Source organism: Streptomyces sp. NPDC036813, from assembly GCF_055609245.1.
The window spans coordinates 185,055-197,935 of sequence record NZ_JBVJPV010000004.1 but is presented as its reverse complement, the minus strand read 5'-3'; the positions used below and the strand labels follow the sequence as shown (position 1 = coordinate 197,935).

Sequence of the window (12,881 nt, the reverse complement as noted above, 5' to 3'; positions counted from 1 at the left end):
CGCTTTTGTCGCCCTCAGTACACGGAGTACCCCGGCGGTCGGCAAGCGCGCCCGCCGCTCACAGAGCGCGGCGCATGGCCCGGTGCGGGATGCCCGCGTCCGGGAACTCCGGGCCGTACACCTCGTAGCCGAGGCGCTCGTAGAAGCCCAGTGCGTGCGTCTGCGCGTGCAGGTCCACGGCCGTCAGGCCACGCGCGCGTGCCGCCTCCTCGATGGCCCGCACCAGCGCCGCGCCGACGCCGAGCCCGCGCGCCGCCCGGGTCACGGCGAGCCGGCCGAGGGAGCCGACCACCGGGTCGCCGCCGTTCTTGGCGGCGGCCGCCTCGCCGTACAGCAGGCGTCCGGTACCGAGCGGCACCCCGTCCGCGCGGACCGCGAGGACGTGCACGGCGTCGGCGTCGTGGGCGTCGTACTCGATGTCCTCGTCCACGCCCTGCTCGTGCACGAAGACGTCCTTGCGCACCGCGAAGCACGCCTCACGGTCGGCGGGGTCCTCGGCGATCCGGACGTGGTACGCCTGCGGGCTCATGCGTAGGTCTCCTCGCGGACCTGGTCCAGGGCCCGCTGCAGGTCCTCGGGATAGTCGCAGGCGAACTCCACCCACTCGCCGCTGCCGGGGTGCTCGAAGCCCAGCCGTACGGCGTGCAGCCACTGGCGGGTGATGTGCAGGCGCTTGGCGAGCGTCGGGTCGGCGCCGTAGGTGAGGTCGCCGACGCAGGGATGGCGGTGGGCGGCCATGTGCACGCGGATCTGATGGGTGCGGCCCGTCTCCAGCTTCACGTCGAGCAGGGAGGCCGCGCGGAACGCCTCGATGAGGTCGTAATGCGTGACGGACGGCTTGCCCTCGGCGGTCACGGCCCACTTGTAGTCGTGGTTCGGGTGGCGGCCGATGGGCGCGTCGATGGTGCCGCTGGTCGGGTCCGGGTGGCCCTGGACGAGCGTGTGGTAGCGCTTGTCGACCGTGCGCTCCTTGAACTGGCGCTTGAGTGACGTGTACGCGTACTCGGACTTGGCGACGACCATCAGGCCGGACGTGCCGACGTCCAGGCGGTGCACGATGCCCTGGCGCTCGGCGGCGCCGGAGGTGGAGATCCGGTAGCCGGCCGCGGCGAGCCCGCCGATGACCGTGGGGCCGCTCCAGCCGGGGCTGGGGTGGGCGGCGACGCCGACCGGCTTGACGATCACGACCACGTCGTCGTCGTCGTGCACGATCTCCATGCCCTCGACCGGCTCGGCGACGACCTGCACCGGCGCGGGCGCCTGCGGCATCTCGACCTCGAGCCAGGCCCCGCCGTGCACCCGCTCCGACTTGCCGACCACCGCCCCGTCGACCGTGACCTTCCCGGCCGCGGCCAGCTCGGCCGCCTTGGTGCGGGAGAAGCCGAACATGCGGGAGATGGCGGCGTCGACGCGCTCGCCCTCCAGGCCGTCGGGCACGGGCAGGGTACGGATCTCGGGAATCGTGCTCACCCGTCGAGTATGCCGGACGGGTCCGACAGCGCCGACCGCCCGTCCTGGCGGTCAGTCCTTGTGAACGGTGCCGTCCGGGTCGAGCCCCTTGAAGGACAGCAGCACGATCAGGATGCCGCCGCACACGATCGCCGAGTCGGCGAGGTTGAACACGGCGAAGTGCTTGGGCGCGATGAAGTCCACGACCGCGCCCTCGAACACGCCCGGCGCGCGGAAGATCCGGTCGGTGAGGTTGCCGAGGGCACCGCCCAGCAGCAGGCCCAGCGCGATCGCCCAGGGCAGGCTGTACAGCTTGCGCGCGAGCCGGGCGATGACGACGATCACGGCCGCCGCGATCACCGTGAAGATCACGGTGAAGGCCTCACCGAAGCCGAACGCGGCGCCGGCGTTGCGGATCGCGTCGAGCTTCAGCCAGTCACCGATGATCTCGATCGGCGCGTGGTGCTCCAGCTTCGCGACCACGAGCAGCTTGCTGCCCAGGTCGAGCAGGTACGCGAAGGCGGCGACCGCAAACAGCACGGCGATCCGCCGCCTGCCCCTGGGCCGCGCGCCGGCGCCGGCCCGCCCGTCCGAACCGGACGACTGGTCCGGTTCGGATCCCGGCGCCTCAGGAGTCTCCGGCGTACCGATGATGCGCTCCGCCTCTGCCACGTGAGTCCCTCAACCTAGGTACCTGACTGAGGACGAGGGTACGGCACGGCCACCGGCGCCCCGGTACCCATCAGTACCTGCGCTCCTGCTTCTGCTTGCACTCCACGCACAGCGTGGCGCGCGGGAACGCCTGCATGCGGGCCTTGCCGATCGGGTTGCCGCAGTTCTCGCACAGGCCGTAGGTGCCTGCGTCGAGCCGTTCCATGGCGTGCTCGATCTGCGTGAGCATCTCGCGCGCGTTGGCGGCGAGCGCCAGCTCGTGCTCACGGGTGATGTTCTTGGTGCCGGTGTCCGCCTGGTCGTCGCCGGCGCCGTCCCCCGAGTCCCGCATGAGCCCGGCCAGGGACTTCTCCGAGGAGTCCAGCTCCGCGCGCAGCCGGTCCATCTCGGCCTGCAGCTCCGAGCGGGCCTCCTCGACCTCCTGGGGGGTCCAGGGGTCCTCGCCGGGGCGCACCGCCAGGTCGCCCGGTTCCGCCGCGGCGACGCGTGCCTTGGGTACGGCCGTCGTGGCCGCCGTGGCCGTGCCAGGAGTCTTCTTCGCAACCACCGTCGTGGCTCCCGTCTGCTCCGCGGCCGCAGCCGCGCCCACCTTCTTGGCCGTGCTCTTCTTACGGGTCGTGTTCCTGCCCGTGCCCTTCGCACGGGTCGTACTGGTCGCGCCGCCGGTGGTTCCGGCCGCGTCGCGGGTCGTGCCGGCCGCCCCGCGTGGCGTGCTCGCGTCGGCGTGCGTCCCGGCAGGGTCCGGGGCCGGCTCCCCGGCGGCCTGCGCGGCGGGCGCCGACCGGGCCGCGGTCTTCGGGACCGAGGTCTTCCTGGCCGCGGCCGTTCCCGCGCCGGCCTTGTGAGCCGCGGTCTTCTTCGCCGCGGCCTTCTTGAGCGGGGTGGTCCCGGCTGCGTCCTTCGCGACGTCCTCGGTCACCGCTGTGGTCTTCTTCGCCGTCGCCTTGCCCGCCCGGGCCTTCCCTGCCGGTGCCTTTGCCTCCGTCGCCTGCCCCGCCGCGTCCTTCCCCGCCGCAGTCTTCGTCGGCGCCTTCGCCGCCGTGGTCTTCTTCGCCGCGCTCGTGTGGTCGGCCGCCTTCTTCGACGCCGCCTTGTCGGCCGCCGCCGTCCTCTTCGCCGCCGCCGGGACCTTCTCCGCCGGGACCTTTTCCGCCGCCGTCTTCTTCGTCGTCGCCTTCGTCGTCGTCGCCTTCGTCGTCGTCGCCTTCTTGGTCGCCGCCTTATTGGTCGCCGTCTTGTTCTTGGCCGCCGCCTTGCCCGTTGCCGTCGTCTTCTCTGCCCCGGCGGAGCGCGCGGCAGACCTCCCCGGTGCAGGCGTCTTCGCCAGGGACGCCTTCTTCGCGGGCGCCTTTCCCCCGGCGCCCTTCCCGGCAGCGCTCTCCCTGGCGGCCGCCCTCGTCGCGGCGCCCTTCGCGGCCGGCGTCTCCTCCGTCACCGTCACCGCGCCGCTCTTCGCCGCCGTGATCTTCTTGGCGGCCGCTTTCCCGGTCCCCGCTCTGTCCGTGCCCGCTTTCCCCGCGCCGGCGGTCCCCGCGACCGTCTTCCTCCCGCTCACGTCCTTGGCCGCACCGCCGGGGGCCTGCGTGGGCCCGCGGGACGCCGACTGCTGTACGGCGGTCTTTTTCGCCACCATGGCCGCGGCCCCTTCACATATTGTGATCTTGCTCGCGAATCGTGCTGGGACGATAAATCGACTTGAGTCCCGCGGCAACGGGGCACGCCGCCCGATTCGCCCACCCCGCGCCCCCCGCGCGGCAGGTCTGCATGCGTTGTGCCCAGCTCTCCGCCGGGTATGCCGCGCAGCGGCAGGCACCGGTATCCGGCCACCCGGCACCTGCCCATTCGGGTCACCGGCGCGGCCCGGCGGCCCTCCTCCCGCCGCAGGGAAACCGGGCGGCCACGGGAAAACCGGTCGGCCGCTGTCCGCGCGGCGCCGTACACTGGGCTGAGCGAAAAGCGTGGATGGGGACGAGTAGCGGCGTACGCAGCCCAGAGCGACCCGGGGACGGTGTGAGCCCGGGGGCGAGCGCGACGTGAAGATCACCCCGGAGCCGCCGGAAGAACGCCCCGCAGGGGCCAGTAGACCCGGTATCGCGACCCCAATGAGGGGGCTCACCGGTGCACACGACGCACCGGAGGGCCAAGGAGGGTGGTACCGCGGGAGCGCGCCGACAGCGGCGTAAGGCACGACAAAGGCTCTCGTCCCTCCGACGGAAGGCAGAAAGTCCGTTGGAGGAAGCTCTCAGATGACAGCGCCGACGTACCGCCAGGTGCCCGCTCAGGTCGACCTGCCCGCGCTCGAGCACGCCGTGCTCGGCTTCTGGCGCGATCAGAAGATCTTCGCCAAGAGCCTGGAGCAGTCCGAGGGCCGCCCCGAATGGGTGTTCTACGAGGGCCCGCCCACCGCCAACGGCATGCCCGGCGCGCACCACATCGAGGCGCGCGTCTTCAAGGACGTCTTCCCCCGCTTCCGCACCATGCGCGGTTACCACGTGGCCCGCAAGGCCGGCTGGGACTGCCACGGCCTGCCGGTCGAGCTGGCGGTGGAGAAGGAGCTCGGCTTCTCCGGCAAGCAGGACATCGAGGCGTACGGCATCGCCGAGTTCAACGCCAAGTGCCGCGAGTCGGTGACCCGGCACACCGACGCCTTCGCCGAGCTGACGACCCGCATGGGTTACTGGGTCGACCTCGACGACGCCTACCGGACCATGGACCCCGAGTACGTGGAGTCCGTGTGGTGGTCGCTGAAGGAGATCTTCAACAAGGGCCTCCTCGTCCAGGACCACCGCGTCGCCCCCTGGTGCCCCCGCTGCGGCACCGGCCTGTCCGACCACGAGCTGGCCCAGGGCTACGAGACGGTCGTCGACCCGTCCGTGTACGTCCGCTTCCCGCTGACCTCCGGCCCGCTGGCCGGCGAGGCCGCGCTGCTGGTGTGGACGACGACCCCGTGGACCCTGGTGTCCAACACCGCCGTCGCCGCGCACCCCGAGGTCACCTACGTCGTCGCGACCAACGGCGAGGAGAAGCTCGTCGTCGCCGAGCCGCTGGTCGGCAAGGCGCTCGGCGAGGGCTGGGAGTCCACCGGGCAGACCTTCACCGGTGCCGAGATGGAGCGCTGGACCTACCAGCGCCCCTTCGAGCTGATCGAGTTCCCGGAGCCGGCGCACTTCGTGGTGAACGCCGACTACGTCACGACCGAGGACGGTACGGGTCTGGTCCACCAGTCCCCCGCCTTCGGTGAGGACGACCTCAAGGTCTGCCGCTCCTACGGCCTGCCGGTGGTCAACCCGGTCCGCCCGGACGGCACCTTCGAGGAGGACGTCCCGCTGGTCGGCGGTGTCTTCTTCAAGAAGGCCGACGAGAAGCTCACCGAGGACCTCGGCTCGCGCGGCCTGCTCTTCAAGCACCTGCCGTACGAGCACAGCTACCCGCACTGCTGGCGCTGCCACACCGCGCTGCTGTACTACGCGCAGCCGTCCTGGTACATCCGCACGACGGCGATCAAGGACCGTCTGATCGCGGAGAACGAGAAGACCAACTGGTTCCCGGAGACGGTCAAGCACGGCCGCTTCGGCGACTGGCTGAACAACAACATCGACTGGGCGCTGTCCCGCAACCGCTACTGGGGCACGCCGCTGCCGATCTGGCGCTGCGAGGACGACCACCTCACCTGCGTCGGCTCCCGCGCGGAGCTGTCCGAGCTGTCCGGCGCCGACCAGTCCGAGCTGGACCCGCACCGCCCGTACATCGACGACGTCACCTTCGCCTGCCCGCACGAGGGCTGCGGCAAGGCGGCGACGCGTGTGCCGGAGGTCATCGACGCCTGGTACGACTCGGGTTCGATGCCATTCGCGCAGTGGGGCTACCCGTACAAGAACAAGGACCTGTTCGAGAGCCGGTACCCGGCGCAGTTCATCTCCGAGGCGATCGACCAGACCCGCGGCTGGTTCTACACGCTGATGGCCGTCGGCACGCTCGTCTTCGACAAGTCCTCGTACGAGAACGTCGTGTGCCTCGGCCACATCCTCGCCGAGGACGGCCGCAAGATGTCCAAGCACCTGGGCAACATCCTGCAGCCGATCCCGCTCATGGACCAGCACGGCGCGGACGCGGTGCGCTGGTTCATGGCGGCCGGCGGCTCCCCGTGGGCTGCCCGCCGTGTGGGCCACGGCACCATCCAGGAGGTCGTCCGCAAGACGCTCCTCACGTACTGGAACACGGTCGCCTTCCAGGCCCTGTACGCGCGCACGTCCGGCTGGGCGCCGAGCGAGGCGGACCCGGCCCCGGCCGAGCGCCCGCTGCTGGACCGCTGGCTGCTGAGCGAGCTGCACGCGCTCACCGACCAGGTCACCCAGGCCCTGGAGGCGTACGACACCCAGCGCGCCGGCAAGCTGCTCTCGGCGTTCGTCGACGACCTGTCGAACTGGTACGTGCGCCGCTCGCGCCGCCGGTTCTGGCAGGGCGACAAGGCCGCGCTGCGCACGCTGCACGAGGTGCTGGAGACGGTCACCAAGCTGATGGCCCCGATCACCCCGTTCATCACCGAGCGGGTGTGGCAGGACATGGTCGTCCCGGTCACCCCGGGTGCGCCGGAGTCCGTGCACCTGTCCGGCTGGCCCGAGGCGGACCTGTCGGCGATCGACCCGCGGCTGTCGCAGCAGATGCTCCTGGTCCGCCGGCTGGTGGAGCTGGGCCGCGCCACGCGCGCGGAGTCCGGCGTGAAGACGCGTCAGCCGCTGTCCCGCGCGCTGATCGCGGCGGCGGGCTTCGACACCCTCGACCCGGAGCTGCACACGCAGATCACGGAGGAGCTGAACGTCTCCGCGCTGGCCTCGCTGTCCGAGGTCGGCGGCTCGCTGGTCGACACCACGGCGAAGGCGAACTTCCGGGCTCTCGGCAAGCGGTTCGGCAAGCGGGTGCAGGACGTGGCGAAGGCGATCGCCAACGCGGACGCGGCGGCGCTGTCGCTGGCGCTGCGCGAGGGCAGGGCGTCGGTGGAGGTCGACGGCGAGACGGTCGACCTCGCTCCGGACGAGGTGATCATCACGGAGACGCCGCGTGAGGGCTGGTCGGTGGCCTCCGACTCCGGTGCCACGGTGGCGCTGGACCTGGAGATCACGGAGGAGCTGCGGCAGGCGGGCCTGGCCCGTGACGCGATCCGCCTGATCCAGGAGGCCCGGAAGAACAGCGGGCTGGACGTCGCGGACCGGATCGCGCTGCGGTGGACGGCGACGGACCCGGCGACGATCTCGGCGCTCAGCGCCCACACCGCTCTCATCGCGGAGGAGGTCCTGGCGACCGACTTCACCCAGGGCGAGGCCGACGCCGGCTTCGGTGAGCCGTTCACCGACGAGGGGCTGTCGCTCACGTTCCGGCTGCGCAAGGCGTAAACACCGAGCGGCTTGAGAAGGGCCCGGTCTCTCGTCGGGAGGCTGGGCCCTTCTTCATGCGCTCGGTCGGGTTCAGTCACTGTGCGCCCGTGCGGCGGAGCCGCACATCGACTCGGCCTCGCGTCCCTGGACGCAGTCACGTGCACCGGTACCTCCGACGCAACGCGCGTAAAAAGGGCGGGCCCCCAGGACCGAAGTCCAAGGGGCCCGCCCTATGACGTTGCCGACGCCGTTGTCGTACTCGTCTCAGCGGCCTGTCAGTTGTCGTCCTCGTCGATCAGGAAGCCGCGCATCGGCGAGGGTGCCTGGCCCATCGGGGACGGGCCCTGCGGGCGGACCGGCGCCATCGGCTGGGTCATCGCCGGCGACATCTGCTGCTGACCGCCGTACGACGGGGCGGACGGACCGGAGTTGCCGCCCATCGTCTGGTTGCCGCCGTACGACGGGGCGCTCGCGCCGGCCGGAGCCATGGAGGGCGCCGGGGACGGCGGCAGCGACGCGGTCGCCGGGGTGCGCGGCGGGGCCAGCGAGTCGTCGGCCTGGGTCTCCAGCTGACGCAGCTGCGACTCCAGGTAGGACTTCAGCCGCGTGCGGTACTCGCGCTCGAAGCCGCGCAGGTCCTCGACCTTGCGCTCCAGCGTGGCGCGCGCGGACTCCAGGGAGCCCATGGCGACGCGGTGCTTCTCCTGCGCGTCCCGCTCCAGGGCGTCTGCCTTGGCACGGGCGTCACGCTCGAGACCCTCGGCACGCGAACGCGCCTCGCCGACGATCTTGTTGGCCTCCTGACGGGCCTCGGCGATCGCCTGGTCGGCGGTCTGCTGGGCCAGCGACAGGACACGGGCGGCGCTGTCGCCGCCGGGGCCCTGACCCATCGGACCGGGGCCGCCCATGGGGCCGCCCATCGGCCCGCCGGGGCCCATCTGGCCCTGCATCTGGCCCTGCATCTGGCCCTGCATCGGACCCTGGCCCATCGGACCGGGACCCATCTGGCCGGGACCCTGCGGACCCTGACCGCCCGGACCGGCCGGCAGCTGCGGGGCACCGCTCGGCAGCTGGGGCGGGCCACCCATGGGGCCACCCATCTGCTGCTGCGGCGGGCCCGATATCCCGGCGGGCACCGGCTGGCCGGGGCCTCGCATGCCCTGCGGCGGCTGCTGCTGCTGGTCCTGCTGCTCCTGAGGCTTGCGCATGTTCTGCTGGTTCTGCGCGGCCGCGCGCGTGGCGGCGGCCAGCTTGGCGCGCAGGTCCTCGTTCTCGCGGAGCAGGCGGGTCAGTTCGGCTTCGACCTCGTCGAGGAAGGCATCGACCTCGTCCTCGTCATAGCCTTCTCGGAGGCGGACGGTCGTGAACTGCTTGTTCCGCACGTCCTCGGGGGTCAACGGCATCTCTTCACCTCAACGTAGTCATCGGCAGTCGGCAAGACCGTATCGTCCACATTCACCTCGCGAAGCTGCCCACGATGGAGATCAGGATGTAGACGATGATCATCAGTACGAAGAAGGACAGGTCGAGCGCCACGCCCCCGAGACGCAGCGGCGGAATGAACCGCCGCAGAAGCTTCAGCGGTGGATCGGTGACAGTGTAGGTGGCCTCCAGGACGACCACCATCGCCTTGCCGGGTTGCCACGAGCGGGCGAACTGGAACACGTAGTCCATGACCAACCGGAAGATCAGCACGATGAGGAACACCATCAGCGCGATGTAGATCACCTGCGCGAACACGCTCATGGCTGGTGCTTCCCTCTCCCCTGTTTCGTACTGCGTTTCCGGTCAAGCGTCTCAGCTCTGGTTGAAGAACCCGCCTTCTGCGATGCGGGCCTTGTCCTCCGCCGTGACATCGACGTTAGCAGGCGACAACAGGAACACCTTCTGCGTCACCCGCTCGATGCTGCCGTGAAGACCAAACACCAGACCGGCCGCAAAGTCGACAAGTCGCTTCGCGTCTGTGTCATCCATCTCAGTCAGATTCATGATCACTGGGGTGCCCTCACGGAAGTGTTCCCCGATGGTACGGGCCTCGTTGTAGGTCCGCGGGTGAAGTGTGGTGATCCGGTACGGCTCTCGTTCCGACACGACCTTGGGCATGATCACCGGTGCGTTCTTCTCCAGGGACTGACGTTCTTGTGTGATGGATGACACGGGCGCGATGCGCGCCGGGCGGCTGGATTCCGCGGGGAGCGAAGCGGCGCGCGCCACCGGCTCACGCGGGGCGGGCGGTTGGACGATTCGCACCTCTTCGTCCCTTTGGGACTGATGCGCACCGTGCGACTGGTGGGACGGCTCGTGCCGTCGGTGATCGCGCTCGGGCTCCGGGTCCAGCTCGGGCTCGAAGTCGTCATCGGGGTCGAATCCCCGGCCGTCGTACCCATCGTCCTCCACGAGGCCGAGGTAGACCGCCATCTTGCGCATCGCGCCGGCCATGCTCTGAGTCCTCCGCTCTGTGGTGGATCGGCTGACGCTGCCGAGTGCCTGCGATCCACGTGGTCCTTCTGCCCGCCTTTCAGCGGAAATGACCATATTTTCTGCTGTGGTCCGACTTCTTGGCGACGTTACCCGAGCCTGGGGCGGACTCCGAGTACCGCCGTACCGACGCGCACATGTGTCGCCCCGGCCGCCACGGCCTCCTCGAGGTCCGCACTCATCCCTGCCGAGACCATGGTTGCAGCCGGATGGGCTCGGCGCAGGTCAGTCGACAAATCCATCAACCGCTCGAACGCCTCGCGTTGGCGACCGGCGTACTCCCCGGTGAGCGGGGCGACGGTCATCAGGCCGTCGAGCCGCAGCCCCGACGAGGCGGCGACGAGGTCGGCCAACTCTTCGATTCCCGCGGGAGCCACACCCCCGCGCTCTCCCCTCCCGTCGGCGCCCGCGTCGAGCGCGACCTGGAGGAGACAGCCGATCTCCCGCCCGGCCCGCACGGCCTCCTTCGACAGAGCCGTGACGAGCTTGGCGCGATCGACGGACTGCACGAGATCGGCGTAACCGACCACGGAACGCACCTTGTTGGTCTGCAACTGACCGACGAAGTGCCACTTCAGGGGCAGATCCGCGCATGCCGCGGCCTTGGGTGCCGCGTCCTGATCGCGGTTCTCGGCGACATGGCGCACCCCGAGCTCCGCGAGAATCCGCACGTCGCTCGCCGGGTAGGTCTTGGTGACCACGATCAGGGTCACCTCCTCGCGCGGGCGCCCGGCCGCCGCGCAGGCGGCGGCGATGCGCTCCTCCACCTTCGCCAGATTTCCGGCGAGTTCGTCCTTACGGTCCGTCATGCCCCATCAGTCCAGCCACACATAGCCCGCGAGCCGCCCGGTGGTGCGGTCGCGGCGGTACGAGAAGTGGTCGCGCGACTCGCGCGTGCACACCGGCGAGTGCTCCCGGTCGCGCACCCCGAGCCGCTCGAGCTGCGCGTGTACGCCGGCGCTCACATCGAGCGCCGGAGTGCCCCAGCTCGTCTCGGCGTACGCCGCCGGTTCGACGGCGACCACTTCGGCACGCATCTCCTCGGGCACCTCGTAGCACCGGCCGCACACCGCGGGTCCGGTGCGGGCGACGATCCGGGACGGTTCGGCACCCAGGTCCATCATCGCGCGTAGCGCGGCGGGCACGACCCCGGCGACCATGCCGGGCCGGCCGGCGTGGGCCGCGGCGACGACCCCGGCGACCGGGTCGGCGAGCAGCACGGGGGTGCAGTCGGCGGTGAGCACGGCGAGGGCGAGGCCGCGCCGGGTGGTGACGATCGCGTCCACCTGCGGCACGGGCCGCTCGCCCCACGGCTCGTCGACCACGGCGACGTCGTCGCCGTGCACCTGGTTCATCCACACCACCCGCGCCGCCTCCAGCCCCAGGGACTTGGCTGCCAGCGCGCGGTTGGTGGTCACGGCGTCGGGGTCGTCGCCTACCGCGCCGCCGAGGTTGAGCTCCTCGTACGGAACGGCGCTCACCCCGCCCCACCGGTCGGTGAAGGCGAAGTGCGCGCCGTTCACGGTGTCGCGCTGTCCTATCACTTCAGGAAGTCCGGGACGTCCAGTTCCTCGGCCGCGCTGTCCGAGTAGCTGCGCGGCGCCGGGGTGATGGGCGGGGCGACCGGGATGTCGGGCGCCGGCTCGGGAGCGGGAGCGGGCTCCGGCTCCTCCTTCGGCTTGACGCTGCCGAGCGAGCCGAAGGTCGGCCGGCTCTCGGGCTGCCGCACCGGGGTCGGCTCCTCGCGCTTGGCCGAGGAGGAGCCGAGGACGTTGTCCCGCTTGGCCGGGGGCTGGCCCCCGTCGAAGCCGGCCGCGATCACGGTGACCCGGACCTCGTCGCCGAGGGCGTCGTCGATGACGGCGCCGAAGATGATGTTGGCCTCGGGGTGGGCGGCCTCGCTGACCAGCTGGGCGGCCTCGTTGATCTCGAACAGGCCGAGGTCGGAGCCGCCGGAGATGGACAGCAGCACACCGCGGGCGCCGTCGATGGACGCCTCCAGCAGCGGGGAGGAGATCGCCATCTCGGCCGCGGCCACCGCGCGGTCGTCGCCGCGGGCCGAGCCGATGCCCATCAGCGCCGAACCGGCCTCGGACATGACCGACTTGACGTCGGCGAAGTCGAGGTTGATCAGGCCGGGGGTGGTGATGAGGTCGGTGATGCCCTGGACACCGGAGAGCAGGACCTGGTCGGCGGACTTGAAGGCGTCCAGGACCGAGACCTGGCGGTCCGAGATGGACAGCAGCCGGTCGTTGGGGATGACGATGAGGGTGTCGACCTCTTCGCGGAGTTCGGCGATGCCGTCCTCGGCCTGGTTCGCGCGGCGCCGCCCCTCGAAGGTGAACGGGCGTGTGACCACGCCGATGGTGAGGGCGCCCAGCGAGCGCGCGATGTTGGCCACGACGGGTGCGCCGCCGGTGCCGGTGCCGCCGCCTTCACCGGCCGTCACGAAGACCATGTCGGCCCCCTTGAGGACCTCCTCGATCTCCTCGCGGTGATCCTCGGCGGCCTTGCGGCCGACGGCCGGATTGGCTCCGGCGCCGAGTCCCCGGGTGAGTTCACGGCCGACGTCGAGCTTGACGTCGGCGTCGCTCATCAACAGAGCTTGCGCGTCGGTGTTGATGGCGATGAACTCGACGCCCTTGAGACCGACCTCGATCATCCGGTTGATGGCATTGACACCACCGCCGCCGACACCGATGACTTTGATGACTGCGAGGTAGTTCTGCGGTGCTGCCACGTCGAAGGCCTCTCGCCTCGAGTTACGTGTCGCCGTATCGCGTTGTGGCGCGCTCCGGCGACTGATGCCGAATGGGACGGTCCGAATCGCCGACCCGAACCCTAACCCTGAAGTTTAGGGTTACCAGTGTGTCCGTTCCTTGGAGTCTTCTGAACAGGACACTAAGTCGA

General features: G+C 70.7%; 11 protein-coding genes. 1 reads left to right on the top strand and 10 read right to left on the bottom strand.

Annotation, left to right across the window (positions count from 1 at the left end):
- Nucleotides 1–58: 58 nt before the first annotated feature.
- The 4 genes from ACZ67Q_RS10910 to ACZ67Q_RS10895 form a co-directional block, all read right to left on the bottom strand.
- A complete protein-coding gene (locus tag ACZ67Q_RS10910) occupies nt 59–529 on the bottom strand; it encodes a GNAT family N-acetyltransferase (RefSeq protein ID WP_471179380.1) in 471 nt (156 codons plus the stop codon).
- Nucleotides 526–1,470: an RluA family pseudouridine synthase gene (locus ACZ67Q_RS10905; RefSeq protein WP_471179377.1), complete on the bottom strand. Its 945-nt coding sequence runs from the start codon at nt 1,468–1,470 to the stop codon at nt 526–528. Before ACZ67Q_RS10905 ends, ACZ67Q_RS10910 begins: the two co-directional genes overlap by 4 nt.
- Nucleotides 1,471–1,521: 51 nt before the next feature.
- The gene (gene lspA, locus ACZ67Q_RS10900) at nt 1,522–2,121 is read right to left on the bottom strand and encodes a signal peptidase II (RefSeq protein WP_471179375.1); all 600 of its coding nucleotides are present in this window, start codon (nt 2,119–2,121) and stop codon (nt 1,522–1,524) included.
- Between the two features lie 70 nt (nt 2,122–2,191).
- A complete protein-coding gene (locus ACZ67Q_RS10895) occupies nt 2,192–3,754 on the bottom strand; it encodes a TraR/DksA family transcriptional regulator (protein WP_471179372.1) in 1,563 nt (520 codons plus the stop codon).
- Between the two features lie 613 nt (nt 3,755–4,367).
- On the opposite strand from ACZ67Q_RS10895, the gene ileS reads away from it, so the two are divergent.
- The gene (gene ileS / locus ACZ67Q_RS10890) at nt 4,368–7,511 is read left to right on the top strand and encodes an isoleucine--tRNA ligase (protein WP_471179369.1); all 3,144 of its coding nucleotides are present in this window, start codon (nt 4,368–4,370) and stop codon (nt 7,509–7,511) included.
- 257 nt (nt 7,512–7,768) lie between these two features.
- Here the strand turns inward: ileS and ACZ67Q_RS10885 are convergent, their stop codons facing one another.
- The 6 genes from ACZ67Q_RS10885 to ftsZ form a co-directional block, all read right to left on the bottom strand.
- Nucleotides 7,769–8,896, bottom strand: coding sequence for a DivIVA domain-containing protein (locus ACZ67Q_RS10885; RefSeq protein ID WP_471179366.1), 1,128 nt, complete (start codon nt 8,894–8,896; stop codon nt 7,769–7,771).
- A 52-nt stretch (nt 8,897–8,948) separates the two neighbouring features.
- Nucleotides 8,949–9,239, bottom strand: a complete 291-nt coding sequence (locus ACZ67Q_RS10880) for a YggT family protein (RefSeq protein ID WP_103782990.1) — start codon at nt 9,237–9,239, stop codon at nt 8,949–8,951.
- Between the two features lie 51 nt (nt 9,240–9,290).
- Complete coding sequence (locus ACZ67Q_RS10875; RefSeq protein ID WP_103782991.1) at nt 9,291–9,932, bottom strand: cell division protein SepF; 642 nt, start codon at nt 9,930–9,932, stop codon at nt 9,291–9,293.
- Between the two features lie 128 nt (nt 9,933–10,060).
- Nucleotides 10,061–10,780 (bottom strand): YggS family pyridoxal phosphate-dependent enzyme, encoded by a 720-nt coding sequence (locus tag ACZ67Q_RS10870; RefSeq protein ID WP_471179361.1) that lies wholly within the window; start codon nt 10,778–10,780, stop codon nt 10,061–10,063.
- 6 nt (nt 10,781–10,786) lie between these two features.
- Nucleotides 10,787–11,515 (bottom strand): peptidoglycan editing factor PgeF, encoded by a 729-nt coding sequence (gene pgeF / locus ACZ67Q_RS10865; RefSeq protein ID WP_471179359.1) that lies wholly within the window; start codon nt 11,513–11,515, stop codon nt 10,787–10,789.
- Nucleotides 11,512–12,711, bottom strand: coding sequence for a cell division protein FtsZ (gene ftsZ, locus ACZ67Q_RS10860; protein WP_471179356.1), 1,200 nt, complete (start codon nt 12,709–12,711; stop codon nt 11,512–11,514). The genes pgeF and ftsZ overlap by 4 nt, the downstream gene beginning before the upstream one ends.
- Nucleotides 12,712–12,881 lie beyond the last annotated feature (170 nt).